This is a genomic window from Brevibacillus sp. NPDC003359, from assembly GCF_042878995.1.
Taxonomy (GTDB): domain Bacteria; phylum Bacillota; class Bacilli; order Brevibacillales; family Brevibacillaceae; genus Brevibacillus.
On sequence record NZ_JBIAOR010000004.1, the window covers coordinates 154,994 to 180,959 of the forward strand.

26 protein-coding genes are annotated in these 25,966 nt (G+C 46.5%); 17 read left to right on the forward strand and 9 right to left on the reverse strand.

What is annotated here, in order from left to right; genetic code table 11:
* Positions 1-104 precede the first annotated feature (104 nt).
* Positions 105-608, forward strand: coding sequence for a tellurite resistance TerB family protein (locus ACFYU8_RS14680; RefSeq protein WP_007723788.1), 504 nt, complete (start codon positions 105-107; stop codon positions 606-608).
* Between the two features lie 228 nt (positions 609-836).
* Here the strand turns inward: ACFYU8_RS14680 and ACFYU8_RS14685 are convergent, their stop codons facing one another.
* Entirely contained in the window at positions 837-1,070 is a 234-nt protein-coding gene (locus tag ACFYU8_RS14685; protein ID WP_390300275.1) for a hypothetical protein, read from the reverse strand.
* Between the two features lie 412 nt (positions 1,071-1,482).
* Between ACFYU8_RS14685 and ACFYU8_RS14690 the strand changes: the two genes are divergently transcribed.
* Positions 1,483-1,884, forward strand: coding sequence for a DoxX family protein (locus ACFYU8_RS14690; RefSeq protein ID WP_390300273.1), 402 nt, complete (start codon positions 1,483-1,485; stop codon positions 1,882-1,884).
* Between the two features lie 63 nt (positions 1,885-1,947).
* Here the strand turns inward: ACFYU8_RS14690 and ACFYU8_RS14695 are convergent, their stop codons facing one another.
* Positions 1,948-2,922, reverse strand: a complete 975-nt coding sequence (locus tag ACFYU8_RS14695; protein ID WP_390300271.1) for a helix-turn-helix domain-containing protein — start codon at positions 2,920-2,922, stop codon at positions 1,948-1,950.
* A 180-nt stretch (positions 2,923-3,102) separates the two neighbouring features.
* Here ACFYU8_RS14695 and ACFYU8_RS14700 point away from each other — a divergent pair, with 180 nt between their 5' ends.
* The 3 genes from ACFYU8_RS14700 to mleBRB all read left to right on the forward strand — a co-directional run bounded on the left by ACFYU8_RS14700 (position 3,103) and on the right by mleBRB (position 6,535).
* Positions 3,103-3,825, forward strand: a complete 723-nt coding sequence (locus ACFYU8_RS14700; RefSeq protein ID WP_390300269.1) for an energy-coupling factor transporter transmembrane component T family protein — start codon at positions 3,103-3,105, stop codon at positions 3,823-3,825.
* Entirely contained in the window at positions 3,822-5,303 is a 1,482-nt protein-coding gene (locus ACFYU8_RS14705) for an ABC transporter ATP-binding protein (RefSeq protein ID WP_390300267.1), read from the forward strand. Before ACFYU8_RS14700 ends, ACFYU8_RS14705 begins: the two co-directional genes overlap by 4 nt.
* A gap of 386 nt (positions 5,304-5,689) precedes the next feature.
* Positions 5,690-6,535 carry a BRB family alpha/beta fold macrolide esterase gene (gene mleBRB / locus ACFYU8_RS14710; protein ID WP_390300265.1) on the forward strand — a complete coding sequence of 282 codons (846 nt, stop codon included), beginning with the start codon at positions 5,690-5,692 and terminating at the stop codon, positions 6,533-6,535.
* A gap of 203 nt (positions 6,536-6,738) precedes the next feature.
* On the opposite strand, the gene ACFYU8_RS14715 is transcribed toward mleBRB, so the two are convergent.
* Positions 6,739-7,791 carry a 2,3-butanediol dehydrogenase gene (locus ACFYU8_RS14715; protein ID WP_390300263.1) on the reverse strand — a complete coding sequence of 351 codons (1,053 nt, stop codon included), beginning with the start codon at positions 7,789-7,791 and terminating at the stop codon, positions 6,739-6,741.
* A gap of 335 nt (positions 7,792-8,126) precedes the next feature.
* Between ACFYU8_RS14715 and ACFYU8_RS14720 the strand changes: the two genes are divergently transcribed.
* Positions 8,127-9,158: a LacI family DNA-binding transcriptional regulator gene (locus ACFYU8_RS14720; RefSeq protein WP_390300261.1), complete on the forward strand. Its 1,032-nt coding sequence runs from the start codon at positions 8,127-8,129 to the stop codon at positions 9,156-9,158.
* Between the two features lie 67 nt (positions 9,159-9,225).
* Here ACFYU8_RS14720 and ACFYU8_RS14725 read toward each other — a convergent pair whose 3' ends face one another.
* Complete coding sequence (locus ACFYU8_RS14725; protein WP_390300259.1) at positions 9,226-9,963, reverse strand: cyclase family protein; 738 nt, start codon at positions 9,961-9,963, stop codon at positions 9,226-9,228.
* Positions 9,964-10,182: 219 nt separating this feature from the next.
* Between ACFYU8_RS14725 and ACFYU8_RS14730 the strand changes: the two genes are divergently transcribed.
* On the forward strand, positions 10,183-10,590 hold the full coding sequence (locus ACFYU8_RS14730; RefSeq protein ID WP_390300257.1) for a VOC family protein: 408 nt from the start codon (positions 10,183-10,185) through the stop codon (positions 10,588-10,590).
* 81 nt (positions 10,591-10,671) lie between these two features.
* Here ACFYU8_RS14730 and ACFYU8_RS14735 read toward each other — a convergent pair whose 3' ends face one another.
* On the reverse strand, positions 10,672-11,505 hold the full coding sequence (locus ACFYU8_RS14735) for an S-layer homology domain-containing protein (protein ID WP_390300255.1): 834 nt from the start codon (positions 11,503-11,505) through the stop codon (positions 10,672-10,674).
* A 203-nt stretch (positions 11,506-11,708) separates the two neighbouring features.
* Between ACFYU8_RS14735 and catA the strand changes: the two genes are divergently transcribed.
* From catA to htpG, 4 genes are all read left to right on the forward strand, one after another.
* Positions 11,709-12,368: a type A chloramphenicol O-acetyltransferase gene (catA, locus tag ACFYU8_RS14740; RefSeq protein WP_390300253.1), complete on the forward strand. Its 660-nt coding sequence runs from the start codon at positions 11,709-11,711 to the stop codon at positions 12,366-12,368.
* A gap of 80 nt (positions 12,369-12,448) precedes the next feature.
* The gene (locus tag ACFYU8_RS14745; RefSeq protein ID WP_390300251.1) at positions 12,449-13,612 is read left to right on the forward strand and encodes a substrate-binding domain-containing protein; all 1,164 of its coding nucleotides are present in this window, start codon (positions 12,449-12,451) and stop codon (positions 13,610-13,612) included.
* 62 nt (positions 13,613-13,674) lie between these two features.
* A complete protein-coding gene (locus ACFYU8_RS14750; protein ID WP_390300249.1) occupies positions 13,675-14,028 on the forward strand; it encodes a hypothetical protein in 354 nt (117 codons plus the stop codon).
* Positions 14,029-14,134: 106 nt separating this feature from the next.
* Positions 14,135-16,015 (forward strand): molecular chaperone HtpG, encoded by a 1,881-nt coding sequence (gene htpG, locus ACFYU8_RS14755; protein WP_390300247.1) that lies wholly within the window; start codon positions 14,135-14,137, stop codon positions 16,013-16,015.
* Between the two features lie 70 nt (positions 16,016-16,085).
* Here the strand turns inward: htpG and ACFYU8_RS14760 are convergent, their stop codons facing one another.
* The gene (locus ACFYU8_RS14760; RefSeq protein ID WP_390300245.1) at positions 16,086-16,847 is read right to left on the reverse strand and encodes an SDR family NAD(P)-dependent oxidoreductase; all 762 of its coding nucleotides are present in this window, start codon (positions 16,845-16,847) and stop codon (positions 16,086-16,088) included.
* A 115-nt stretch (positions 16,848-16,962) separates the two neighbouring features.
* Between ACFYU8_RS14760 and ACFYU8_RS14765 the strand changes: the two genes are divergently transcribed.
* Together ACFYU8_RS14765 and ACFYU8_RS14770 are read left to right on the forward strand one after the other, a co-directional pair.
* A complete protein-coding gene (locus ACFYU8_RS14765) occupies positions 16,963-17,343 on the forward strand; it encodes a MerR family transcriptional regulator (protein WP_390300243.1) in 381 nt (126 codons plus the stop codon).
* A 60-nt stretch (positions 17,344-17,403) separates the two neighbouring features.
* Complete coding sequence (locus ACFYU8_RS14770; protein WP_390300241.1) at positions 17,404-18,006, forward strand: MSMEG_1061 family FMN-dependent PPOX-type flavoprotein; 603 nt, start codon at positions 17,404-17,406, stop codon at positions 18,004-18,006.
* A gap of 24 nt (positions 18,007-18,030) precedes the next feature.
* On the opposite strand, the gene ACFYU8_RS14775 is transcribed toward ACFYU8_RS14770, so the two are convergent.
* Complete coding sequence (locus tag ACFYU8_RS14775; protein WP_390300239.1) at positions 18,031-18,666, reverse strand: DUF5701 family protein; 636 nt, start codon at positions 18,664-18,666, stop codon at positions 18,031-18,033.
* Between the two features lie 161 nt (positions 18,667-18,827).
* Between ACFYU8_RS14775 and ACFYU8_RS14780 the strand changes: the two genes are divergently transcribed.
* The gene (locus ACFYU8_RS14780) at positions 18,828-19,535 is read left to right on the forward strand and encodes a MerR family transcriptional regulator (RefSeq protein ID WP_390300237.1); all 708 of its coding nucleotides are present in this window, start codon (positions 18,828-18,830) and stop codon (positions 19,533-19,535) included.
* A 56-nt stretch (positions 19,536-19,591) separates the two neighbouring features.
* Here ACFYU8_RS14780 and ACFYU8_RS14785 read toward each other — a convergent pair whose 3' ends face one another.
* Entirely contained in the window at positions 19,592-21,421 is a 1,830-nt protein-coding gene (locus ACFYU8_RS14785) for an adenine deaminase (protein ID WP_390300235.1), read from the reverse strand.
* Between the two features lie 179 nt (positions 21,422-21,600).
* A complete protein-coding gene (locus ACFYU8_RS14790; protein WP_390300233.1) occupies positions 21,601-22,971 on the reverse strand; it encodes an amino acid permease in 1,371 nt (456 codons plus the stop codon).
* Between the two features lie 410 nt (positions 22,972-23,381).
* Between ACFYU8_RS14790 and ACFYU8_RS14795 the strand changes: the two genes are divergently transcribed.
* From ACFYU8_RS14795 to ACFYU8_RS14805, 3 genes are read left to right on the forward strand one after another with little or no spacing between them, the layout of a single operon-like run.
* The gene (locus ACFYU8_RS14795; RefSeq protein ID WP_390300231.1) at positions 23,382-24,125 is read left to right on the forward strand and encodes a metal ABC transporter ATP-binding protein; all 744 of its coding nucleotides are present in this window, start codon (positions 23,382-23,384) and stop codon (positions 24,123-24,125) included.
* Complete coding sequence (locus ACFYU8_RS14800; protein WP_390300229.1) at positions 24,125-24,985, forward strand: iron chelate uptake ABC transporter family permease subunit; 861 nt, start codon at positions 24,125-24,127, stop codon at positions 24,983-24,985. Before ACFYU8_RS14795 ends, ACFYU8_RS14800 begins: the two co-directional genes overlap by 1 nt.
* A 14-nt stretch (positions 24,986-24,999) precedes the next feature.
* Positions 25,000-25,944, forward strand: a complete 945-nt coding sequence (locus ACFYU8_RS14805; RefSeq protein ID WP_390300227.1) for a metal ABC transporter substrate-binding protein — start codon at positions 25,000-25,002, stop codon at positions 25,942-25,944.
* The last annotated feature ends 22 nt before the right edge of the window (positions 25,945-25,966 follow it).

A 25,966-nucleotide genomic window follows, 5' to 3' on the forward strand; every position in this document is an offset into this window, starting at 1 on the left:
CTTTCATTGTTTACCGAAAAATTGCTTATCCTGACAAGTGTTGCTAATATTATCCAGCGAATAGTGAAATTATACTATCTCGGCATACATAGGAGGTATTTTGCGTGGGCTTGTTTGATATGTTTAAGACAGACAAAGGGGAAGAAATGACCCCTCATTTTGGTTTCGCATGTTCCTTGCTTTACATGATGAAATCAGATGGAGAAATGGACCACGAAGAAATCGGTCAATTGCTCGCTGTATTGGGCGGTGAAGAAAGCAACGGCGTGATTGGTGTAGGTGCTAATAACAGACAGTTGCTCGACAATGCAATGAAATATACACGCAATAACTCTATCGAGAAGTTCTTGAACGAAGTAACTCCATTGCTCACAGATGCTCAAAAAATGTGCATCCTGGTTAACCTGATCGATTCCTCCTTGGCAGATGGCCAACCTGAACGTGAAGAGCAAGAGCTGTTTGGCAAGTTCTTGACTGCATTTGGTATTTCAGAAGATCGTTTCCGTCCATTCTTTGAAGTGATCGTGTTGAAAAATGACCGTGGTGTGTTCGTGAATCAAAACCATCCAAAGAACCAACCAGGTTACAGAGTTACGCTGCCAGTTTAATTTTTTAAACGATTTCTGAATTTTCAGCACCTGGTAAGGGTAATTAAACACACAAAAAACATTCCGTTCCACTATTGGCAGTGGAACGGGATGTTTTTGTCAGTATCATCGATTAGAGGCAATTTCGTTTACTGTATGCTCTTCCTGGAGAATCTTCAGCACAACCTTCGTTTTAAAACCATCCTCGTTCATAATTACTTTCTTATTTATAGAAAAATCAGGCTTGCTTCAATGCGTTTGGACATGACGGAGATCGTCTAAGGTTGCATTAATGATAAATTGGTTTGTGCCAGGCAGGCTTCCCCCAGGCCAACTTATTACTTTTTGTTTAAGCCAATTCAATTCCGAAACAGTTAATCCTACACTATTCAAATCAGCAACGAAAGATGTTGGTTCTGGATTTGTTCTATCACTTTCCATATAGGTTCTAGTATACGCCCATATTTGCTCCATATTAGCCATCGGAGAGCTCCTTTCTGTTACATTATTTGCAGCATTTTGTTCTCCATGTCGTGGTCTGTTGATAGAAAAATTCATAGGCTTGGATGCACTGGGGGGCGTGCTGACCACCAGGTAAGTTTTTACATGCAGCTTGGTGGATATTTTGGGCATTGTTTTGAGCGTTAATTACCAATTGATATAGTTTACTACAGACGGGGGATGTGGTATCACACTCCATTGATGTACCTCCTGCCGTAGAGATTTCGATGGAGCTAGCATTATCAAATATATAATTGAATATACTGTGGCAGCGAATAAATACTTTTTGGTAAACGAGTGAGATGTTCATTGCGAGAAGAGCAATTCAGAAGAAATGTGTCCGCTTTTTTTGTGCTACGATTTGCTTAGGAAAAAATGAAAGGTGGGACACCCCATGCGGAGTCAAATTTCAAAAACTCGTCTGTGGATTGCACGGATTATGAGCGGCCTTGTCATTCTTTTTATGCTTTTTGACGGCGTATTCAAACTCATCCAGCCTGCTCCTGTTGTAGAGGGAACCCTTGTACTCGGCTATGCGGAGCATCACATTGGCCTGATTGGTATTCTCGCCCTTGTATCGACGGTGTTGTATGCCATTCCCCGAACAGCAGTTTTAGGTGCGCTTCTGTTGACTGGATTTTTCGGTGGGGTTATTGCTACTCAGATCCGTGTAGATGCGCCACTCTTTACGCATACGCTGTTTGCAGTCTACCTCGCGATTTTGATGTGGGGCGGATTGTGGCTGCGGGATGATCGTGTGCGTAAACTGCTTTTCGTTGCCAAAGAAGAAAAATGATAAGCACAAGCAACACAAAAGAAGCTGTAGCCAATTCATCGGATACAGCTTTTTACTAGGATGCTATCTGGTTGTAACAGTGAATCTCCGGTATTCGTTAGGCAACAGCCCAGTGCTTTTGCGAAACAGCTCCGAGAAGCGACTGGAGTTATGGTAGCCCACGATATGTGCAATCTGATTGATGTGTAAATCGGTGCTCGTAAGCAGTTGCTCGGCGTGATTCATGCGCTTGTTTTGGATATATTCTGTAATGGTGCATTGGTAAGCTTGCTTGAAGGTGTATTTCAGCTTGGTGAGTCCCATGCAAGCGAGCCGGGCGAGGTGCTCCAAGTGTATTTCGGAGGCGAAGTGATCGTCAATGTAGGCGGTCACAGCTGTCAGGCCGTCCAAATCTTGCTGGGATATGCTTTTGGTTGGATACGTTTTTTTGTGTGCTTTGGCCTTTTCCACGATCAGCGATACTGCTTCTGCGACTTTTCCCTCATAGTACAGCTTTGCGGCAATCCCCGTTCCCTGAAAATTCCGTATTTGTCGGAGCAAGAAAACAAGCTCCGAGAAATTCGTCATTCCATCTACAGTAATAAAGGACGAGCGCAGGTCCTTATACTCTACTGGATATTTGCTTTTCAAATAATCCTCGTAATACTCCGGCATAATTTCGATAGCCGTCGAGCGAATGGGAATGTTTTTGCGATAGGTGGCCCGATACAGATTGTTATAACCGATATGGACGCGAATGCAGCCGCATGACAATCGTTTATACGGGTTGAATTCTTCTCCAGAGACAGAATCGTAATAATTGAAGCTCAAGTACTTGGGCTGCTGGAATTCCAGAAACAAATCCTCGTAAAAGACGAAATCCTGGATCGAAATCGAAAACAGGTTGTCACGCGTATAAGTCCAGTAGCGCCCGTGCCCTTTCTCTGGCAAAACAGAAAAGCAAGAGCCCTCGCGATTGTACGGACCGTGGTCGTCGTCAGGGTAAAAGCCGCATTGCAATAAACACGGCGTATGTAGTTCTGTCAAAATATCTTTCATTATAGTCACCACCCATGCCGTGATCGGACGAAAACATACCACGAAAAGACGTATGTCTACCAGTCGTATTGCTAGAGGTTATGATCATCATTATCATTACGATTTGTAAGGGGGGCTGCTGCATTGCTCCTTGTCCCCTTGATAAGGTTGTTTGATCTCGGTTGTAGGGGTGTTTGTCGGATGAAGGAAGAAGCCTATGAAAAAGAAACATCTCGTACGCGGCGGCTCGGTCCCAGGACACATCTGTTGGTGCTGGTTATAGCGAGTATCTTGGCCATGTCCGTTCGCGATGATATGCAGGTGCATTTGTTGGTGGCACTAAGTGTAGTGTACTTGGTATGGAATCACCTGTCCAGAAAGGCGTTTCAACTGGTCGTGTTCTATTGTGTGTGCATGGCATTTGTGTTTTTCATGCCGAATGCGTTGGCATTGGGAACGATGAAGCTCATCATTTACACCATGGTAAGAATGATGCCTGTCATTATGATTGGGACGGCTCTGATCTATACGCCACCAGGGAGTATCATGAGTGCCTTTGAGAAGATGTTTGTCCCCAAAGCGATTTTGGTGATGATTTGCATTTTGATCCGTTTTTTCCCCGTGGTCATTATGGAAATGAGGGCGATTCGTGACGGGATCTGCGCCAGAGGGATTTTTCCGCATTGGTACAGTGTACTGAAGCATCCGGCCATGGCCTACGAGTGTTTTTTTATGCCGTTGGTCGTCCGGTGCCTGAAGTTGTCGTCAGAACTGGCGTCGTCCGCTGAGCTCCGCGGCATCGAATGCACGAACGCCCGGACCTCTATTTATCCCGTTGGCTTCAAGATCACGGATGGCATCGCCGTAGGGGTGTATGCGCTGATAGGCTCGGCAATTTACTGGACGGGAGGGATGATTTCGTGATTGAGCTGAACGATGTCACGTTTCATTATGGACAGGAAGATGGGGGACATGACACTGAGACCGGCGTGAAAAATATAAGCCTATCTGTAAAGGCTGGACAGTGTATCGTGCTGTGCGGGCGGTCAGGTTGCGGCAAGAGTACGATTATGAGGCTGGTCAATGGACTTGCACCGAATTTTTATGCCGGACGTCTCACGGGTGGCGTAAGCGTTGGTGGCAAAAGTCCTGTGAGCATGACGCCAGAGGAACGTACCCGGTTTATGGGCGTCGTATTTCAAGATCCCCGCAGCCAATTTTTTATGGAAACCGTCCGGGATGAACTGGCGTTTTCCGCGGAAAACATCGGCATGGCACCAGACGAGATTCGAAGCCGGATGGATAGGCAGGCGAGCCAGCTGGGAATTTCCCACTTGCTCGATACCTCTTTACATAAGCTGTCCAGCGGGCAAAAGCAACGGGTGGCCATAGCAGCCGCATCCGTTTTGACACCACCACTTCTCTTGCTGGATGAGCCTACTGCGAATCTGGACGTTTCCTCTACGCAAAACCTGATTGAAATTCTCAGCAAGCTCAAGCAAAACGGCACCACCCTGCTCATCAGCGAACATAGGATAACCCCCTTTTTACCCGTTGTCGATTTGTTTGTCTGCATGGAAAATGGCAAAATTGCACATACGTGGACGAAGGACGAGTTTTGTCGGTTGTCTCATGATGACGTACGTGCGTATGGTTTGCGTCATCCTGACATGACTCTTCCCGAGACGACGAGAAAACGGGAGCAGCCAGAGACGTCCGAATTCATGTTCGAGGGAAGAGAGCTTAGCTATTTTTATAAAAAGAAAAACGACGGAATCACTGATATCAATATCTCACTTCCGCAGGGGAGTGTAACAGCACTGACCGGAGAGAACGGTACGGGCAAGACGACTCTATGCAAAATTTTATGCGGTCTTCTTCGTGAGCGAAAAGGAACGATTGTCCGCCAAGGTCGTTCACTGTCCGCGAGCAAAAGACGAGCTGCGAGCTATTTGGTCATGCAGGATGCGGACTACCAGCTCTACGCAGACAGTGTCGGAAACGAAATCGTGTTGGGAAAAATCCTGAATGAAGAGCTCCGCGAAAAGGCGTATGAGGCGATGGACGCTTTCGGTTTGCGCGAGCTTCGCGATCGTCATCCTGCCTCATTATCCGGTGGAGAGAAGCAGCGGGTCACGATGGCAGCCGCTTATTGCTCAGACGCAGAATTGATTGTGCTGGATGAACCGACCAGCGGACTTGACGGAGATGGAGTGCTGAAGGTGGCTGCATGGGTGAAAAAGCTGGCCGAAGCTGGCAAAACGGTCGTGATTATTACGCATGATCAGATTCTTTCCAGGCTGGCATGTGATCAGGTGGTTGAACTGAGGCATACCCGAGACGTTGAGACGATTTTTGCGGAGACAGGGATACGAACAGCCGTTGAAACTGCCAATCGTTGACAGTTGAAAAAGTATGTGGTAGGATGGGCACAACTTATCAGGAACGGAGGGTTACGTGTGGCAAATTAATTTTTCGATACTTTATTCGCACAACACAATCGATCAAATAGCGGGAAAATAGGCTATGTTGTGTGCATACGAATCGAAAAATGGATTGCCGCTACGGTAACCCAATTGAATCATGGGCAAATGAGAGCGAGGAAGGCAAGCGTGATGACCTCCTTTGTTTGCATGATCTGCGAAGAGAATGGAAATCAATGGTGTACAATCAGGTGCTAGTATCTGATGACCATGGATTTTCTTTCTTCTTCCTTTTTCGATGACGTAAGCATAGGCAGCCTAGCCTGTGTTTTTTTATTTCCGTTCGTTGAGGAGGAACATATACAATGGCAGAACAGATTCTAAAAGTAAATGGTGTGGAAATATGCGCAGAAAGCTTTGGAAAGTCCACAGATCCGGCGATTTTGCTGATTATGGGAGCCCAGACGTCCATGCTTTGGTGGGAGGTAGAATTTTGCCAGCGAATAGCCGATGCTGGGCGCTTTGTCATTCGTTTTGATAATCGGGATGTCGGACGCTCCACGACCTATGAGGTTGGGCAACCTGGCTATACATTTGAAGATATGGCGGATGATGTCGTTCATGTCCTGGATGCATACGGCGTACAGCAGGCGCACATCGTTGGTATGTCCATGGGCGGAATGCTGACGCAAATCATTGCATTGCGACATCTCGAAAGAGTTCGAACGATCACATTGCACGCAACTTCGAATTTTGCTCCTGATCTACCGCCAATCGGTGAGAAGTTGATGGAGTTTTTCAGCAAGGTGGGAGAAATCAACTGGGAGGATGAACAAGAGGTTTTAGAGGTGGCAGTGGCGAGTTCGAAGGTTCTTGTAGGTTCCAAGCGTCCTTTTGACGAGCTGCGCGTTCGTGAATTGGCCAAAATCGATATCGCCAGAAGCAACCATTATGCGAGTAAGAACAACCACGCCTTTGTGACGGGCGGTGAAACGTACTTGGTGCGGACGGGGGAGATCGCTGTCCCAGCACTCGTGATTCACGGTACAGAAGATTTGCTCATCCCTTTCGCGCATGGCGTACATCTTGCGAACACCATTCCGGGAGCAGTTTTGCTCACATTGGAAGGGACGGGTCATGAGCTGCCACATGGGGATTGGGATGTCGTCATCGAAGCGATTTTGAAGCATACGCAAGAAAAGGAAGCGTAATTACACTTCCTCCTCTTGATGGTGGTTTAGACCCAAAAACGGTGGCAGAAACGATCTACTTTGCGTTCAGTCAACCGCAAAGCGTCAACATTCGCGAGATCGCGCTGGCTCCAACCAGACAGCAAGGTTAATGCAGTAAAAAAACGGAGCGGAAAACAGGTATCACTCCTGGTTTCTCTCCGTTTTTTTTGTAGGGGAATGGCTTATGCTCTCGGGCTAACGAGAATTTTTACCTGGTTTTTCTCTTTCAACAGCGCTTCAAAACCATGCTCTACGATCTCGTCGAGCTTGATGCGCTGTGTGACCAGCTTGTCTGCCGGGAAGAAGCCTTTTTCCATCAAGCTGATGACTGCCGGAAATACGTCGCGGTAGCCGATGATGCCTGTCATGTTGCGTTCTTTCATGACGATGTGGTTCGGTTTGATTGACGCTGCTCTTTCAAAGATGCTGACGATCATGATTTGTCCAGCGATTTTGGTCGATTCGATAGCTTGCGTAAGGACAGGAGGCACACCTGTGACTTCAAAGGCGATATCTGCGCCGCCGTTTGTCCGGTTGTGAATTTCCTGGACTACGTCGTATTCTTTCGGATCGATGACGATAGCGCCCAACTCAGCTGCTTTGTTTTTACGTTCGGGGGACAGCTCGACTGCATAAATCTCAGCCGCACCTGCTGCCTTCAGGGCTTCGATGACAAGAAGACCGATAGGACCAGCGCCGAATACGACAGCTTTGTCACCGGCTTTCAACTGACTCGAACGGACTGCATAAAGGGCTACGGCAGATGGCTCGACAAGAGCACCTTGCTCATAAGAGAGACTGTCTGGGATTTTGTGGACCATGTGCTCATCGCAAGCCACGTATTCCGAGAAGCCGCCACCACCGCCGGCAAGACCGAGGAAGCCCATTTTTTCGCAAAGATTGTATTTGCCTTGTTTGCACGCAGCGCATGTTCCGCATGCGAAAACGGGTTCGACGACGACGCGATCACCAACCTTGATGGTGTTCACGCCTTCCCCGATTTCCACCACTTGTCCGGAAAATTCATGCCCCATCACGATTGGGGCTTTTTCGCCTGTAAGCGGATGTTCAGTTCCTTGTGGGATGAAAATCGGGCCAGCTACGTATTCATGCAAGTCGCTTCCGCAAATACCGCACCACTCGACTCTGATTTTTACTTTGCCTTTGGACGCAATCGGTTCCGAAATGGTTTCCAAACGGAGGTCTTTCAAACCGTGCCAACGTAACGCTTTCATATCTGCCATCTCCTCGTTCGATTCGGATTCTATATCAAATTCAGCAAGAGAAATAGGAAACGTTTCCGAAAATAGAATGTCATAAGTTTGGTCTATTGTCAAATTGATTTCCTAGGCAAGTGAAGGGGGGAGTGTGCAATAGATGATGAGAGGATGATGATTCTAGCGAAGCTGTGAAGAGGTATCCATGTTGTGTAACAGAAGTGGAGTTGTCTGCTAGGTTCTGCTCACGCCTCGTTACCATTGGTTTTGTGTATGCTATAATAGCGGTAGGAAAATACATTTTAGCTCGGAAACATAGAAAACGATTCCGATATGGAAAGGAAAGCAAGGCGTTGGACACAAAAAATAAAGTGACAATAGAAGACGTCGCGAAAAAGGCAGGCGTAGGAATCGCAACGGTATCGAGGGCTATCAATGACAGTGCGGGAATCAGCCCGAAGACGAAAGCGTTGATTTTGCAGGTGATCGACGAGCTAGGCTTTATTCCGAACACTTCCGCGCAAAGTCTAAAGGTACGTCAAACCTATCAAATCGCACTGGCTGTCCCTGACATTCGCAATGCGATCATTCCGGATATCGCATGGTCGGTCGAGCAAGCGGCCAAGCAGCATGGTTACCGTGTTGTGCAAATTAACACAGCAGGAAATGCTCGAATGGAGCTTGAGACCGTGCGCGAGGTCAAAAAGCTGCATGTAGATGGTCTGATTATCATGCCGCTTGCCTATCCGAAGACGTTGGTCCAGATGATTAACAAAGCGAGCGTTCCGGTTTCGATTATTAACTATGGGAAAAAGCTCGAAGAGAATGTGAAAGCAGATGTGGTCAGCATGGCCCGTCAGGAAGGGCGGCTCGTCATGGAGCATCTGATCAAAATCGGCCGTACTCGAATTGCTTACGCAGGTGCGCCAAAGGACAAGATAGAAGAGCGGTATTTTGCCTATGAAGCATCGATTCAGCACGTCGATCCTTCGTTGGCGTATTTTGGTGAGGACTTCTCGTTTGAAACAGGGCTTCGTGCCGCTGATTACTTTTTTAGCTTGAAAAACATGCCGGACGCTATCTATGCGGTCAATGACATGGTGGCAATCGGGATCGTGAATCGCTTTAAGGAACTCGGAATCCGCGTGCCAGAAGATGTCGCTGTAGTGGGAATCGACAACAATGTGTGGACAACGATTACGACTCCGCAGATCAGCTCTGTTTCGATCATGGGGGAAGAAGTGGCGCGACTGGCGACTGAGCTTTTGCTGAAACGGATTCGTGAGCAGGGGGCAGGAGCGTATGAACGCGTACAGTTCGAACCGCGGCTAATTGTAAGGGAGTCCAGCGTGGCAGTTATTCGTAAATCTCCGTTGGATACGTAGGTCATTTTCAGATGAAAAGCCGAGTGAATGTCAGGCGATGATACCTGACGTTTACTCGGCTTTGATTTTAAGGCAAGATCGCAAACGATCGAACAGGAAACCCGGAGGCTTTTTCTGGCTTTGGTGTAATGTTTACGATGACAGCACCTTTTGCTGGTAGCTTATCGAGATTTTTGAGCAGTTCTACTTGATAGGTGTCTTGATCAAGTACAAAATATTCACCCAAAAGCGCTCCGTTTTTCCGGTAATCGATAGTCGCATCTGTATCGAATGTTTCATGACCGACTGCTTTGATTTGTCTTTCCTCGAACAAAAATTTCAAAGCCTCCAATGACCAGCCAGGAGCGTGGTTGTTGCCATCTGCATCCTTATTATTAAAGGCCTCCACATCCGGCCAACGCTTGCTCCAGTCTGTGCGCAAAGCGACGAAGGACCCGCTCTCGATTTGACCATGCTCGGATTCGAAATGCAAGATGTCTTCCACGGATAGCGAATAGTCGTTGTTGGCTTGGGCTTCTTTTGATTTGTCGATGACGACGAGCGGCAATACGAGTTCTTTCAGCTCGATCTCGTCCAAGTAACGCCTGTTACGAACAAAGTGAATGGGAGCATCCAAGTGCGTACCGTACTGTCCAGGAAAAGAGAAGCGCTGGGCAAAGAAGCCGTCGTCATGTGTGAACAGCGTTTGGAATTCGGCGGCGTCAAAGGCGTGGAAGTGCGGAGACTCCGGACCGAATGTGTGCGTGAGATCTACCCATTCTTTTTGTTTTAACAGGGTAATTGCTTGAATCAAATCGTTTGCCATTTGCCCACCTCATTAGTGTTTTTTTAGAATTTTCGCACTTGTACAACCAAGTTTATCCAATACTTTATCGGTTCTAATTCCGAGTGTCAATATCGCAATAATATGAATGAATGGTTTAACAAAAAATAGCAATCGGGAAGAAGCCTTCGAGCATGATTCTGCTATTCTTAAAGGAGAATAACGAGTATCATCCAACCAAAACGCAAAGGAGAAATTCCCATGACAAAAGAGCTTTGGATCAATTTGCCCGTCAAGGACCTCGAAAAGTCCAAATCGTTTTTTGCCGCACTCGGATTCTCTTTTCATCCTCGTCATGAGAATAGCAAGGATGTAGCGGGATTGGTGATCGGCGAAAAAAAGATGCTGATCATGCTTTTCCCGGAGGCTACCTTCCAATCGTTTACGCAAAATGAGCTGGCAGATACGAAGCGCGGAACGGAAGTGTTGTTTTCGATTGATGCCGAGAGCAGAGAAGAAGTGGATGAATTGGTGGGTCAGGTGGTAGAGGCGGGGGGCACTGTTTTCAGTGAGCCTCGTGAGCATGGTCCAGGAATGTACGGGGCGGGCTTCGCTGATTTGGATGGCCATCGGTGGAATGTGCTGTATATGGATATGAGCAAAATGTAGATGGAGTAAAGATGCAATGGTTGAAAAAGGAGCCTTCCAAATGGGAGGGCTCCTTTTTCAAAATGAGAGTTTGGGCGAGAGTTATTTACTCGTATAAGTTGAGAGAGAACCGTCCGCTAATAAGACGTTGTAAGTACGGTGCAGCATCACCACTGCCTCCGCTCGTGTGAGTGGATCGTGTATTTCCAATTTGTTTTTCCACGTACTCATGATTCCGTTGTCCACTAGCCATGCGAGTGCAGAAGCTTTTGTAGCGTCAATGTTACCATTAGCAAATACAATTTCGCCAGTGTCCAGGTAACCGTAGTGAATCGAATATTCATCATTAGCAATGTAATCAGAAGAAATGATAACTGGAGAGCTTGACATTAAATACCGATTTACATCAAATAATTGTACAGAAATATCCTCAATATCCATGAGTGTTATCAGGATGATTTCTTCGGGATTGTGATACATTTCTTGACCAAAAAATGTTTGAAAGATATACATAGCGTCCCATCGCGTTACCTTTTTTTCGGGATAGATGTAAACTTTGTCCCAATGCCAGTCTACAACACCAAATGAGTTTGCGTCGTACATCTCCATCAATGGCTGATAGGCCCAATGGTTTTTGGGGACATCTTCAAACTTCTGTATTTTCTGCTCGGAGGATTCTTTGTTAAGATTCGGTCGAAGCTTGTTAAACAGCTTATGCACCATAACAGTCAGTTCGGCTCTGTCAATCGCCTCATTCGTCCTGAAGGCTCCATTAGAATAGCCACTTAATACACCTTTTTTCACCATGAAATCAACCGATTCCCGCGCCCAATGTCCAGCCGGGATATCGTTGAACTGACTGGCTTGTACAGGCACGGGAGTTGAAAAAAGAATAGAAACGAAAAGAGCTAAGCATAAAATGATATTTTTCATCATGTTCCTCATTTACCATCTCTTTCCTTTTCCCTTCCCTATTTCTGCTTAAACATTGCAGCTATACACAGGCTGATGCCAGTTCGCGATGCAAATGGTATGCTGGAGGGGTAAGGCAGGATTGGAGAAGGGAATGGTGTTATGAAAAGGGCACGCAGAATCACCTCCTAAAATCATGATGTTTTCGATTTTAGGAGGGATATCCAATGAAATTTCAGCGAATTGATCTAGATAAATGGAATAGAAAGCCTTATTTCGAGCATTATCTGAACCGAGTGAATTGCACCTTCAGTATGACGGCTAACATTGATATAACGGAATTGCTCCCTGCCCTACGGCAAAAGGGGATGAAGCTGTACCCTGCTTTTCTTTATATGGTGACGAAGGTTGTCAATACGCATCGCGAATTCCGGACTTCTTTTGATTCAGATGGCGTGTTGGGCTATTGGGAGAGCATGATACCCAGCTATACTTTTTTTCACCAGGACGATCAAACTTTTTCTACGATGTGGACGGAATTCGCTGACGAGTTCCATGTGTATGATCAAAATTACGTTGCGGATATGAAAAAGTACGGAAACAACAAAGGTCTTGTGGCGAAAGAACTGGAACCGCCGTATACTTTCCCTGTTTCGTGTATTCCCTGGGTTAGCTTCAGTGGATTTAATCTGAATATTTCGGGAGATGGGCGGTATTTGCTGCCGATCATTACGAGTGGAAAGTATTTCGAGCAAGAAGGAAAAACGTTATTGCCTGTTTCTTTGCAGGTCCATCATGCGGTTTGTGATGGATATCACGCCAGCTTGTTCATAAATGATTTGCAAAAATGGGCAAAAGACTACAAGGGATGGTTAGGTATCGAGTGAACTGGATCGTTTGTATGCTTCTCCTTCCTAATCTCTTCCAATCATTTATAATAACGGTAGGAGAATTGGGAGGAGAATGAATGAACAAAGAATTGGTGGGGAAAATCTTTGGCTGTATCGTTTTGGGTGCGATCATCACGGTGATCGGAGTCGTGGCGGTGGTGATGACTGCCCTGAACGCACAGGGAAGAGTTTATTCCCTTCTTGTCGCTGTTACAACAGTTGTGTTTATCATCTACATCATCGGACAAATGTTCGCCCCGCAAAAGAGTCGGTTATGGAACCGAGCCCTCTTTGTCTATTTTCTCTTTTGTACGCTACCGGTTGCAGGATATGAGATCAGCAGCTATTACCATAACAGCATTCCTATGGTCAGTGAGGCGGAAGTCGATCTGGAACAGTATAAACCGTTCGGCACAGACTCCAAGGTTCACAAGCTTGATCAATCTGCGACACTGGCGTTACAGTCTGATTTGCCCAAAATTGATGGGGCGACCGCTTTGTATCCTCTTTACGCTTCCTTTGTGCAAGCTGTATATCCCGAGAAAGCATACGACCGCGCAGACAGCGAAGTAATGGTAAGCAAGACGCCGCAAGCGTACGAAAACTTACTGGATGGCAAAGTCGATGTCATCTTTGCAGCAGGTCCTTCCGAGCAACAGCTCCTGGCAGCAAAGGAAAAAGGCGTAGAGCTGAAGTTGACACCGATCGGCAGGGAAGCCTTTGTCTTTTTTGTCCACACAGAGAATCCTGTTCAAGGACTCACTACCCAGCAGATTCAGGATATCTATGCAGGTGACATCATTTCTTGGGATGAAGTCGGGGGCGTCTACGAGCTCATTCGCGCCTTTCAGCGGCCAGAAAATAGCGGGAGTCAAACGATGTTGCAGAAGATCATGGGGGATAGGGAGCTCATGACCGCGCCGCAAGAGGACGTGGTAACGGGAATGGGTGGAATCATCGAGCAAGCAGCCAACTACAAAAATTACTCGAATGCCATCGGTTACTCGTTCTTGTTTTATGCTACAGAGATGGTGCGAAACGGAAACATTCGTCTACTCGCAATTGACGGGGTTATGCCGAATAAGGAAACGATAAAAAACAGAGCGTATCCGTTTGCGGCGGAGTTTTACGCAGTGACAGCTGGAACGGACAATCCGAATGCGGAGAAACTGATCGAATGGATTTTGTCTCCACAGGGACAAGAATTAGTAGAAAAAACGGGCTATATTCCGGTGGAATGAAAAGCAGCAATCAAAGTTACCCTTGGGCAATTGACCCGAGGGTTTCTTCTTGGTTATGTGACATGACTTTGTTTCTCTCTGGCTTTTTCCTCTCGCTCTCTCTTTGTCTCGATCTGGGGATCGTGAATGTGGGGATGAGCAGGGAGTCTATCCGTCCAAAAGTCATTCTAGATACCGACCAGCCTAGTCAACTGAATGGCTCCTTAGCGAAGGATTTTGGCAGGGGACTTGGACTTGCGCTCGCATCTCCGTCTGCACTCTTGTGGTTCGTAACGGTAGGGGGGAATTTCCGCGGTATTATTTCTTTATTTTGCGGTCAAGGTTTTCGTAGATGGGTATCAAACACTTCTTTAATAGGCGCAATCTTTCGAAAACCGTCACGCTGGCGGTTTCTCTTTGTTGCTGGTTCGTATTGACAGAAAAATCTAGGACTGTTATAAAAATAGAGAATAGCACTCGTGAGTTGAGAGTGCTAACACCGAAAAAAAGAATACATAAGAAGTCCGGAAAGGTGGGTATTTCATGGAAAAAAAGCAGTTTCAAGCAGAATCTACACGCCTGTTGGAAATGATGATCCATTCTATTTACACACAAAAGGAAATCTTTTTGCGCGAGCTGATCTCCAATTCGAGTGACGCGATCGACAAAATTTACTACAAGTCGCTCATTGATGATCAATTGGTGTTTGATAAAGAGAACTATTACATCAAAGTAGCGGTTAACAAAGACACCAGAACACTGGCTCTGACAGATACCGGGATCGGCATGACGCAGGATGAGCTGGAAAATAATCTGGGTGTCATTGCGAAGAGCGGATCTTTGGCGTTCAAAAAAGAAAACGACGCGAAGGATGGCTACAACATCATCGGTCAATTCGGCGTAGGCTTCTACTCTGCTTTCATGGTTGCCGACAAGGTTACGGTCATCAGTAAAGCACTGGACAGCGATACGGGGTACAAATGGGAGTCCAGCGGTGCGGATGGCTACACGATTGAGCCTTACCAAAAAGATTCCGTCGGGACCGAAATCATTCTCGAAATCAAAGAGAATACGGAAGAAGAGAACTACGACGAGTTTTTGGAGGAGTACCGTTTAAAAGCGATTATCAAAAAGTACTCCGACTTCATTCGTTACCCGATCAAAATGGACGTTACGCAACATAAGCCAAAAGAGGGCAGCGAAAACGAGTATGAACAAGTGACCGAAGAACAAATTGTGAACAGCATGGTTCCGATTTGGCGAAAAAATAAAAGTGAGCTGACGACTGAGGATTACGAGCAGTTTTATGCAAGCAAGCATTACGGCTTCGACCAGCCGCTCAAGCATATCCATATCAGTGCAGACGGAGCCGTTGTATATCAGGCGATTTTGTACATCCCGGAGAGCATGCCGTTTGATTACTACTCGAAGGAGTACGAAAAAGGTTTGGAGCTGTATGCGAACGGTGTTCTCATCATGAACAAATGCGCGGACCTGCTTCCAGACTACTTCAGCTTTGTCAAAGGGATGGTTGACTCCGAGAGCCTGTCGCTCAACATTTCCCGTGAGATGCTGCAGCATGACCGTCAATTGAAGCTGATTGCGAAAAATATCACGAGCAAAATCAAAAGCCAGCTGCAAAGCTTGCTGAAAACAGAGCGGGAGAAATATGAGCTGTTCTACAAGTCGTTTGGCAGACAGTTGAAATACGGCATGTACAGCGACTACGGGGCGCATAAAGAAACACTGCAAGACCTGTTGATGTTCTACTCTTCCAAAGAGAAAAAGCTGGTGACGATAGATGAGTACGTAGAGAGAATGCCAGAAGATCAGAAGTACATCTACTACGCATCCGGCGAGTCGATCGAGAGAATCGAGAAGCTGCCGCAAACAGAGCTCGTATCCGAGAAAGGTTACGAAATCCTGTACTTCACAGATGACGTAGATGAGTTCGCGATCAAAATGATGATGAACTACAAGGAAAAAGAATTCAAATCTGTGTCGAGCGGGGATTTGGGGATCGAGTCGGGCGAAGAGGAAAAAGCAGCCGAAGCCGAAAATGAGAACAACAAAGAGCTGTTCGACTATATGGCATCCTTGCTCGAAGGAAAAGTCAAAGCCGTAAAAGCTTCCAAACGCTTGAAGTCGCACCCTGTCTGCTTGTCGACAGAGGGTGAAGTAACGATCGAAATGGAAAAAATCTTGAATGCGATACCGAACAATTCGAATGTGAAGGCAGACAAGGTACTGGAGATCAATGTGAACCATGCGGTGTTCCAGTCGTTGAAAGGTGCATTTGATACAGATAAGGAAAAGGTCAATCTGTATACGACCCTCCTGTACAATCAGGCTCTCTTGATTGAGGGTTTGCCGATTCAAGACCCGGTAGAGTTTACGAACGACATTTGCAAAGTCATGGTGTAATTTATGAAAAAGAGGATGCAACTTGTGCATCCTCTTTTTTCTGTGAAAAACGTCTTGGAGTGATAAAAAACTAGTTTCTTGACCTCGACACATACGTAAAGATAGGATCCTTTAGCTCGAACTCATATGTTGCACCATTCACGATTCCTACGACCTTCTTACTGTCATATAAATCGAGCAAGAAACCTGCCATTTGAGTAGCTGTATGGAACTTAGGAATTGCACCAGCATATTCAAAATGATCAATATCAAAGGAACGCTTCGCAAATTCGGTCTCTGTTGCAGCAGGTGCCAAGACTTTTGCTTGCATTGCTGCTCCTTTCTCACTCAATTCTTGTGCCAGACCTTCCGTAAAGGCACTTACATAGAACTTCGTCGCGCAATAGGTCACGGCGTCAGCGATAATTTTGTAGCCTCCGCCTGAAGAAATATTGATGATTTGCGTTCCTTCAACATGTGCATAGTCACTAACATAACGAGAAGATAGAATAGTTAGTGCTTCAATATTCAAGTGAAGCATGGACTCAATTTTATTTAAGTTTTGTTCCCCAACAGAAGCAAAGTTTCCGAACCCAGCATTGTTGATCCAGGTCTCAATCTCATAATCCTTTAGACTATCGTAAAAATCATGAACATTTGCACTCACACTTAAGTCAACTGTTCGAATGATCACATCCAATTTTGCGTTGATTTCAGCCACTTTTGATTTTAACTTTTCTAATTCCTCCGTTCGACGAGCTGCTAAAATTAAGTTTTTTCCGCGAGTAGCAAATGCTAAAGTGGTTTCAAATCCAATTCCTGAACTTGCTCCCGTAATGACCGTATATTTCATGAATATCCCTCCTGAATTTTATTCACTAGCTGCAATTGAGAAGTAACGATGAGCCGATTATACTGATTAGAGTAAACTCTAAGTCAAGGGTAAAAGATCGATGCGGAGGATTCTTATGCACACAATTGGTGAAGTGGCACATCTATTAGGGATAAGCGCACATACGTTGCGTTATTATGAAAAGGAAAAAATAATTATTCCGGATCGCAATGAAAGTGGTGACAGGCGATATAACGATTCACATATTCGATGGCTGCAATTCGTTATCAAGTTAAAGGAAACGCAAATGCCGATCTCGAAAATAAAGAAGTACGCTTCCCTGTTTTTAGAAGGAGATCAGACTACCTCGGCTCGATTGAGTCTTTTAGAAGAACATAAACACTATATAGAGCAACAAATAAAAACGTTAATCGATGTGGATGGTATGCTAGAACGGAAAATTGTTGCTTACAAGGATTTCATCAGTAAACGAGCAGCCAAAGCACCGGTAGACTAAGACTTTATAAAACGAATCAAAACAAGCAAGGATATACATAGAGAGAGGAGAGGAGACCCTATGTGGAATCCGTTAGAAGTAAAAGATCTCGTTACCAGTGCAGAAGAACTAAAAAGCCTGGTGGGAGAACCGCACGAGACGGTTGTGAAAAAGAGCATTGGGCAGGTGGAGTCGCATGTGATCCATTACTTGTCCATGTCACCGTTGTTTTTCTTGTCTACCTCTGATACTTCTGGCAGATGTGACGTTTCCCCGCGAGGTGACGAGCCCGGCTTTGTCAAAGTATTAGATGATCACCATATTATTTTTCCAGAGCGAATGGGAAATAGACGTATTGACTCTTTGTTGAATATAATCGGCAATCCACAGGTGGGCCTGATCTTCTTGATTCCAGGTTTGGAAGAAGTGTTGCGGATAAACGGATCAGCCCGCATTACGAAAGACGCAGTGTTGCTTGCGGAGCAGGGATGGAAGGGCAAAACAAGCGGCATCGGCGTAATCGTGAAGGTGGAGGAGTGCTTCCTACATTGCCCGCGCGCATTTAAACAAGCAGGCCTGTGGAAGACGGATTCATGGCCGGAAAAAGAGGCAATGCCGTTGATGCTGGAAATGTTTCGCGCTCATTTGAAAATCAATGGCGTTACGTTGAATGAAAAAGAATAAGAAAGAAAAAACCTTGAATGAGCTTCAAGGTTTTTTTTCGTCCAAACGAGCTTGGCAGGAAGCAGAACCAAGCCACGTATGCGGATTGCCAGCCCAGCACCAGCCTAGCTTCGGTTTGTTTTCGCTGATCCACATGGCGGTTACGCGTCGGTCACCACAACGAGAGCCGAGCAGAGAAAAGCCGTTGTTTTTCTTTACGAGATCCGGGAAGTGGGTGATCAGGGCAATCCCTTCCTCTAGCGTGAGCGGAGAACGCTGTTGCTCGAAGAGGATGGGCATCGCGTCATTCGGTGTGACGTTCAGCGTCTCTTTTCCTGTATCAATTCCGGTCAACAGATAGGCCATCTCAGTAGGAATCTCGATGCCCTCGATCGGTGTAAAACGCCGGATTTCTTCTGCATCCATGACACTGAAGCCAGCTTTCTTTTGCCGCTCGATTGCTTGCATCGCTTTTTCTCCGTCGAACCAATCGCCTTTTACAACGAGAACAAAGGGGACGAGGTCCTCTTGCTGATCGTCTTCTTGAATGGGGAGAGCTTCTGCTAGTGATTGTAGCGGGGCAAGATTTTTCTTAAACTCATCTGCTGTCATGCCCGCCATTTCAGGATAGCCCTTTTGAATGAGCGTTGTCAGTTGCCGTTCGAATTCAGCTTTGTGCATTGGGTAATGCGCCTCCTTCCACTTGTCACATTTATCTTACAACATTCGAGCGAATTCTAAGGTTTATCCAAAATAAAAGGAATAAAGCAGATTAAGAGTGAAGTAACTTTATAACAAAGCTTTAATCTTTATCGAAGAAAGTCGGAAGGAGGCTGGCTGCCATGCGCCCCATTGATATTGCACGCGAGCTGAAGCTGAGCACAAGCGCCTTGCGCAATTATGAAGCGCAGGGGCTGGTTCCGCCTGTAGAGCGGTCGGCGAGCGGCTACCGGAAGTATACGGCGGAGCACGTCGCTTATTTTAGATGTATGCAAGGCATGTCTCCCGGCTTTGGGATGGAAGTGACAGCGCAGGTCATGCGACTGATTCAGGATAGACAGTTGCAGGCTGCTCTGTGGCGTATAAATGAGGTACAGGCTAATCTGCAGAGGGACAAGCAGATAGCCGAAGGAAACTTGGCGATGCTCGAAGACGGTCAAGTAGAAAAGGATGAGGAAGCCCGAAACAGCGAATGGATGAAGATTGGGGAGGTCGCAGCGATGACTTCACTGCCCAGCTCAACCATCCGCCACTGGGAAAAGGTTGGACTCATTACGACTTCCCGTGACGAGAAAAATGGCTACCGTCTCTTCAATTGCTCGCAAATCCACAAAATCATGCTGCTTCGTACGTTGCGACCTGCTGTCTATTCCTTATCGGTTGTGGAGCTAAAGGAAGCCATCGCGAGTATGAATGAAGAGGATGTGAGAGAGGCGAGAAACATCGCTTTGGAAACGTTGCGCTATCTCGATCAGATGAATCTCGAGCAAATGCGTGGCGTTTTTTATTTCTATCAATTATGCAAAGTGGTTCAGTTGGTCGAAGAGTAAGGAAGCGAAAAGAGAAAACCCCCTCTTGCCTATTCGCAAAAGAGGGGATGTGGTAGTTATTCTACAAACAGCGATACCCGCTCAAATCCCGCATCTGAAATGCGAATCAAGCCTGTATCCGATATGTGCAAGGTCGGAATGACGACCAGAGCAAGCAAAGACAATGTCATAAAGGCGTAGTTCATCGTGCAGCCCGCCTTCACCAATGCTTGGCTAATCTCCATGGATTGCTTCACAACGGTTTCATAAGGCTCGGTCGACATCAGTCCAGCTAAACGCAGCGGAAGCTCCACAATTTCACCGTCTCCAGTCACGACAGCGATACCGCCTTGCATGCCGATCACAGCATTTGCTGCTTGTGCCATCCGTTCATCGTCGTTTCCGATGACAAGCACGTTATGGCAATCATGGGCGACAGTCATGGCAATCGCTGCTGGCTGGTTAAATCCGACATTGCCGACAATCCCGATGCCAGAGCCGCCTGTTTTCCCATGGCGCTCGAAAATAGCCATTTTGCACAAGGTGCTCTCTGGCGTAATCTGAAGCTCACCATTTGCGACAACTACATCCACAAACACTTCGTCTGTCTCTACGTGATTTTCGCGGACAACTGCCACGCGAGTCTTGATCGTCCCAGAGGGAACAGGAGTCTTGATGATGAAGTCAGATGGAGTGAGTTCAGCCTTGATTTTCACAGAGTTGACAGCAAACTCAGGGTAAGGGAACGGAGGAAGTTCGAGCGTCATTTCACCGTTTTCCGCCACTACTTCACCACGCGCGATCGTCATCACGACATTCACATCAGCCAGATTCCCGTCGAGCAAAATCATATCGGCGATGATACCCGGTGCGATCGAGCCTACATCTCTTGCGACACCGAATCGTTCTGCTGTATTGATGGTCGCCATCTGGAAGGCAGTAACTGGCTTCACTCCTTGCGAGATCGCGTGTCTGACGATGAAGTTCATATGTCCTTCTTCTTTTAGCGAGTCACAAATACGGTCATCGGACACGAGCATCATTCGGCGGGAGTCAATGCCCTGTTCGGTGTGTGCTTTGATCGTTGCTGCAACATCGTGCCAGGCAGAACCGCGGCGCATTTTGGCATACATTCCGAGGCGTACGCGCTGTGCGACATCTTCGCTGGTCACACACTCATGGCAACCAGATACACCCGCAGCGGCATAAGCAGCCAGACGAGGATCACTTGAAGGCCATGTATAGTGACCATCCACTACTTTCCCTGCCCGCAATGTCGCTTGAATCTCTCCTATCATTTTCGGGTCTCCGTACACGACGCCAGGGAAATTCATGACTTCCCCGAGTGCGATCATATCCGGTCCCCAGCTCAATGCTTCCGCGACCTCCGCTGGTCCGAATTCTGCCCCAGCCGTTTCAAAAGAAGCATCCGTTGAAGGGACGCAGGAAGCGACCTGCATGTAAGCAGCCATCGGTGTTTGTCTCGCCTCATCCAGCATGATGCGCAAACCAGGTAGACCGAGAACATTCGAGATCTCATGGGCGTCGAAAAAGCCGCCTGTCGTTCCGAGCGGCAGTACCGCATTGGCGAACTGCGTCACGGACAGCATGCTGCTTTCGATATGACAGTGCCCGTCCAACAGTCCTGGTGCCATATACTTTCCTTTTGCATCGATTATTTTGGTGGATTCATCTGTCATCCCTTCCACAAAAGGACCGACATAGGCGATACGGGTCCCAACGACAGCGATGGACATATTCGGCAAGATTTCACCGGAGAGAACATTGACGAGAGTGCCGTTATGGATGAAGAGGGTCGCTTTTTTCTCCCCTCTGGAAAAGGCAACGAGATCAGGAATGCAATCTGCGAGTGGAGGTCTTGCATAGGACGAATGCTGCTGTGTCATTTTTACTATCACCTCATGCTGGATTTGGTTTTTTACATATAGTACACATCGAAGAGGCAGGAAGCTAGTTTTCTTTTATAAAAAATTTTGAAAAAGTGAAGGGGAACTACGCGAGGATATACAAAAATAAAACACCTCCCATTTTCACCAATGTTGAAAGTGAAAACAGGAGGCGCTGCTTAGTGTTCTGCTACCTCTATTTCATTTGTCTTCGTTTTCCGCAGTTTGTAAATCGCGACGAGTAAGATAAACCACACAGGTGTGATGAACAAGGCGACTCGTGTATCTTCTGCGAGTGCCAGAACGACCAGGATGAAGGCAAGGAATGCCAGGATCAGGTAATTGGCAAAAGGATAGAGCGGCATTTTAAACGAATTCGCTTTTGCTAATTCTGGTCTCGTTTTGCGATATTTCAAATGACAGATGACCATGATTCCCCAAATAAAGATAAAACAAACGGTCGAAACGCTTGTGATCAGCGTAAATACGCCTTCTGGCATAACGTAATTCAATACGACTGCGATTAGAATGACAACCGTCGAAAAGAATAGTGCATTTGCCGGGACCTTGTTGGCAGTCAGTTTGGTAAGTGGCACAGGTGCATTCTTTTCTTTGGCAAGGGAGTAAACCATCCGGCTTGTACTGAAAATGGCGCTATTACATGCGGAAGCTGCGGATGTCAGTACGACGAAGTTGACGATACCGGCAGCGGCTGCAATTCCAATCGCTGCGAAGACCTGCACGAATGGACTCTCCAACGGGTTGATCGCGTTCCAAGGATAAATGCTCATGATGACGATGAGTGCGCCAACGTAGAAAATCAATATCCGAATCGGGATTTGGTTAATCGCTTTTGGAATGACTCGTTTTGGGTCCTCTGTTTCACCCGCTGTCAGCCCGACAAGCTCGATCCCAACAAATGCGAACACGACCATCTGGAAGGAGAGAAGGAACCCATTGAAGCCGTTCGGGAACATCCCGCCATGACTCCAGAGATTCGTGAAGCTGGACGCACCTGCATTCGTAGAAAAGCCCTTGATGATCATGAATATGCCGACAAAAATGAGGGCGAGAATCGCGATGACCTTAACGAGCGCGAACCAAAATTCCATTTCTCCAAAAAGCTTTACCGTAGCCAGGTTCATGATTAACAAAATCAAGAGGGCGATTAAGCCTGGCATCCACTGCGGTATTTCCGGAAACCAGTATTGTGTATACATACCAACAGCTGTCAGGTCGGCCATGGCGATGGAAATCCAGCAAAACCAGTAAGTCCAGCCTGTGACAAATGCGGCCATATTCCCCAAATATTCTTTGACGAAATCCACAAAAGAATGGTAGTTCAAATTGCTCAAGAGGAGCTCCCCGAGTGAACGCATGATTAAAAAGCAGATGATGCCCGTAATTAAGTAAGCGAATAAGATGGATGGGCCGGCCAAATGAATCGATTTTCCTGCGCCCAAAAATAATCCTGTTCCGATTGCACCGCCGATCGCGATGAGTTGTACGTGTCTGTTTTTTAGACCTCTCTCCAATTTTTGATCCTGCATACGATCCACCTCTCTTTATTTTTAGTTAGTTTTCAATTTTTAGATTTTTATCAAACAGATAATGTTCATATTAGCATAACTATAGTTGATTAACATATGTTTATTTATTTTTATAGAAAAAAAGCTTTTAAATATGAACGAAATAGGTAGATTTTGGAAGTTCTGCTTTTTTGAACAATAGCTGGGCTTCTTTTTGTGTATCTCAGAAAAAAGAATATATTGACATAGGAATGGAAATCATTTAATTTTGCATTAGGGCAACATTTTTATACACAAGCATATTAGTTTGCTTGGGTGAATATTATTGGTACAAGACTACATTTTTGTGTCTAGGCATATAGGGATTACCCGTTTCATCATCGGTTTTTGGACGGGATCATATAACGGGCTATTATATGGAGGGAAAAATCATGGAATCTGCTATCGCAGTAAGGGATCTGCATGTCTCTTACTTTGGGAACGAAGTTGTTCAGGATGTCTCGTTTGACGTTGAGGTAGGGAGCATGGTTGGAATCATCGGACCAAACGGGGCAGGGAAGTCAACCTTGATCAAAGCTCTCTTGGAACTCATTCCGAGAGATAAGGGGAATGTGCGGATTTTTGGTAAAGAGACAAATGAATTCCGGAAGAAAATCGCCTATGTACCACAGCGGAGCATGATTGATTGGACGTTTCCGATCACCGTCATGGATACAGTGTTGATCGGGACATACCCAAGTGTGGGACTGTTCAAATTTCCGAAAAAAAAGGAAAAAGCGTGGGCGCTGGAATGCCTGAAAAGAGTAGGGCTGGAGGATTTCCGCGACAGGCAGATTGGGGAGCTCTCCGGCGGGCAGCAACAGCGTGTCTTCCTGGCAAGGGCACTTGCGCAAAAACCGGAGCTGCTGCTTCTGGACGAGCCGTTTGTGGGGATTGATGTGGCGAGTGAGGACACAATCATTCGCATCTTGAAAGAGCTGCAGCTTCAGGACAAAACAATCGTCGTCGTCCATCATGACTTGTCAAAAGCGAATGCGTATTTTGATCAGCTTCTACTGATGAACAAAGAATTGATCAAGTTCGGTACGGTCGATGAAGTGCTGAATCGAGAAGTCATGTCGAAAGCATACGCCTATCAGCTCCAATTTCTCGAAAAGACCGAGGTGCTTGCATAATGGATTTCTTGATGGCAATTGGACAGTATGAGTTTTTGCAAAAAGCATTGTTTACGTCTGTAGTGGTTGGGCTAATCTGCGGCGTCATTGGTAGCTTTATCATCTTGCGGGGAATGTCCTTGATGGGAGATGCCATCTCACACGCTGTTTTACCTGGGGTGGCCCTCTCCTATGCATTTGGAATCAATTTCTTTGTGGGCGCTGTTTTAACCGGTGTACTCACCGCTGTTGGAATTGGCTACGTGAGCCAAAATAGCCGCATCAAGAACGACACGGCGATTGGGATTTTGTTCACGTCCGCCTTTGCGATTGGAATCATTATGATTACGATGCTGAAAAGCAGTACGGATCTGTATCACATTTTGTTCGGGAATGTATTGGCTGTTCGTTCGTCAGACATGTGGGTGACGGTTGGTATCGGGATCGTCGTCATCGTGACAGTCTACGCTTTTTTCAAAGAACTGTTACTGACTTCGTTCGATCCGACCATTGCTGCTGCTTACGGCTTGCGTAACAACCTCATTCATTACTTGCTGATGACCTTGTTGACGATGGTAACAGTAGCTTCCTTGCAGACTGTCGGAATCGTGCTGGTCGTCGCCATGCTGATTACACCGGCTGCTACCGCCTATCTTTTGACGGACCGCTTGTCGATCATGATCTTTTTGGCTGGCGGATTTGGGATGCTGTCAGCGGTTATCGGTCTTTATTTCAGCTTTACTTATAATTTGGCCTCTGGTGCCACGATTGTTGTGGTTGCAACTGTGTTATTCTTCCTGGCCTTTCTCTTCTCCCGAAAACACGGGGTGGTATGGAAATCAATCCGAGCCCGGCAAAAACGAGTCGAGCTCTCAAAGTAAAGGAGATTATTGTCATGAAGAAGTGGAATCTGTTTTTCGTTTTTCTAGTATCAACTGTATTGATGGCAGCGTGCGGTGCTCCGCAAAGTGCGAACGAGCCTCCGAAATCAGACACTGACAAGCTGCAGGTCGTGACCACGTATTCCATCCTGTATGACATCGTGAAAAACATTGGGGGAGATCGGGTAGAGATACATAGTCTCGCTCCGGTTGGCTCCAATCCACATGAATATGATCCACTGCCTGCTGACGTGCAAAAAACGACGGATGCAGACGCTGTTTTCTACAATGGCTTGAATCTGGAGGCGGGTAACTCTTGGTTCAATAATCTCATGAACACAGCGGGCAAATCAGGTCCGGATGCACCCGTATTCCGACTCAGTGAGGGTGTAGCGGCTAAACACTTGACGACCAAAGGCAAAGAAAGCGAAGAAGATCCGCACGCTTGGTTGGATGTACGCAATGGAATCAAGTATGCGGAAAATGCAAAAAATGCCCTGATCAAGGTGGACCCAGCCCACAAGGAAACGTATGAGCAAAATGCCAAGAAATACATCGAACAGCTGACTGCTCTCCACGAGGAAGCGGTAAAGCAATACAGCCAGATTCCAAAGGAACAGCGTCTGCTCGTGACGAGCGAGGGAGCGTTCAAATATTTCAGCGAAGCGTACGATTTTGAAGCGGCATACATTTGGGAAATCAACTCGGAGAACCAAGGAACACCAGAGCAAGTCACGCAAGTAGTCGATACGATCCGTGCGAAAAAAATCCCGGCTCTGTTCGTAGAGACGAGTATCGATCCACGCAGCATGGAGATGGTATCGAATGAAACCGGTGTACCGATTGTCGGGAAAGTATTTACGGACTCTCTCGGAAAGCCGGGAGAAGATGGCGATACGTATATCAAAATGATGGAATGGAATATCAAAACGATTTACGAGGGTTTGACCAAAAAGTAAACGTCTAAAAGCAAAGCACAGC

Coding starts and splice junctions, on each gene's coding strand:
- ACFYU8_RS14685 (WP_390300275.1), bottom strand. CDS start 1,070: ATGGCTAATATGGAGCAAATATGGGCGTATACTAGAACCTATATGGAA.
- ACFYU8_RS14690 (WP_390300273.1), top strand. CDS start 1,483: ATGCGGAGTCAAATTTCAAAAACTCGTCTGTGGATTGCACGGATTATG.
- ACFYU8_RS14695 (WP_390300271.1), bottom strand. CDS start 2,922: ATGAAAGATATTTTGACAGAACTACATACGCCGTGTTTATTGCAATGC.
- ACFYU8_RS14700 (WP_390300269.1), top strand. CDS start 3,103: ATGAAGGAAGAAGCCTATGAAAAAGAAACATCTCGTACGCGGCGGCTC.
- mleBRB (WP_390300265.1), top strand. CDS start 5,690: ATGGCAGAACAGATTCTAAAAGTAAATGGTGTGGAAATATGCGCAGAA.
- ACFYU8_RS14715 (WP_390300263.1), bottom strand. CDS start 7,791: ATGAAAGCGTTACGTTGGCACGGTTTGAAAGACCTCCGTTTGGAAACC.
- ACFYU8_RS14725 (WP_390300259.1), bottom strand. CDS start 9,963: ATGGCAAACGATTTGATTCAAGCAATTACCCTGTTAAAACAAAAAGAA.
- ACFYU8_RS14730 (WP_390300257.1), top strand. CDS start 10,183: ATGACAAAAGAGCTTTGGATCAATTTGCCCGTCAAGGACCTCGAAAAG.
- ACFYU8_RS14735 (WP_390300255.1), bottom strand. CDS start 11,505: ATGATGAAAAATATCATTTTATGCTTAGCTCTTTTCGTTTCTATTCTT.
- catA (WP_390300253.1), top strand. CDS start 11,709: ATGAAATTTCAGCGAATTGATCTAGATAAATGGAATAGAAAGCCTTAT.
- ACFYU8_RS14745 (WP_390300251.1), top strand. CDS start 12,449: ATGAACAAAGAATTGGTGGGGAAAATCTTTGGCTGTATCGTTTTGGGT.
- ACFYU8_RS14750 (WP_390300249.1), top strand. CDS start 13,675: ATGACTTTGTTTCTCTCTGGCTTTTTCCTCTCGCTCTCTCTTTGTCTC.
- htpG (WP_390300247.1), top strand. CDS start 14,135: ATGGAAAAAAAGCAGTTTCAAGCAGAATCTACACGCCTGTTGGAAATG.
- ACFYU8_RS14760 (WP_390300245.1), bottom strand. CDS start 16,847: ATGAAATATACGGTCATTACGGGAGCAAGTTCAGGAATTGGATTTGAA.
- ACFYU8_RS14765 (WP_390300243.1), top strand. CDS start 16,963: ATGCACACAATTGGTGAAGTGGCACATCTATTAGGGATAAGCGCACAT.
- ACFYU8_RS14770 (WP_390300241.1), top strand. CDS start 17,404: ATGTGGAATCCGTTAGAAGTAAAAGATCTCGTTACCAGTGCAGAAGAA.
- ACFYU8_RS14775 (WP_390300239.1), bottom strand. CDS start 18,666: ATGCACAAAGCTGAATTCGAACGGCAACTGACAACGCTCATTCAAAAG.
- ACFYU8_RS14780 (WP_390300237.1), top strand. CDS start 18,828: ATGCGCCCCATTGATATTGCACGCGAGCTGAAGCTGAGCACAAGCGCC.
- ACFYU8_RS14785 (WP_390300235.1), bottom strand. CDS start 21,421: ATGACACAGCAGCATTCGTCCTATGCAAGACCTCCACTCGCAGATTGC.
- ACFYU8_RS14790 (WP_390300233.1), bottom strand. CDS start 22,971: ATGCAGGATCAAAAATTGGAGAGAGGTCTAAAAAACAGACACGTACAA.
- ACFYU8_RS14795 (WP_390300231.1), top strand. CDS start 23,382: ATGGAATCTGCTATCGCAGTAAGGGATCTGCATGTCTCTTACTTTGGG.
- ACFYU8_RS14800 (WP_390300229.1), top strand. CDS start 24,125: ATGGATTTCTTGATGGCAATTGGACAGTATGAGTTTTTGCAAAAAGCA.
- ACFYU8_RS14805 (WP_390300227.1), top strand. CDS start 25,000: ATGAAGAAGTGGAATCTGTTTTTCGTTTTTCTAGTATCAACTGTATTG.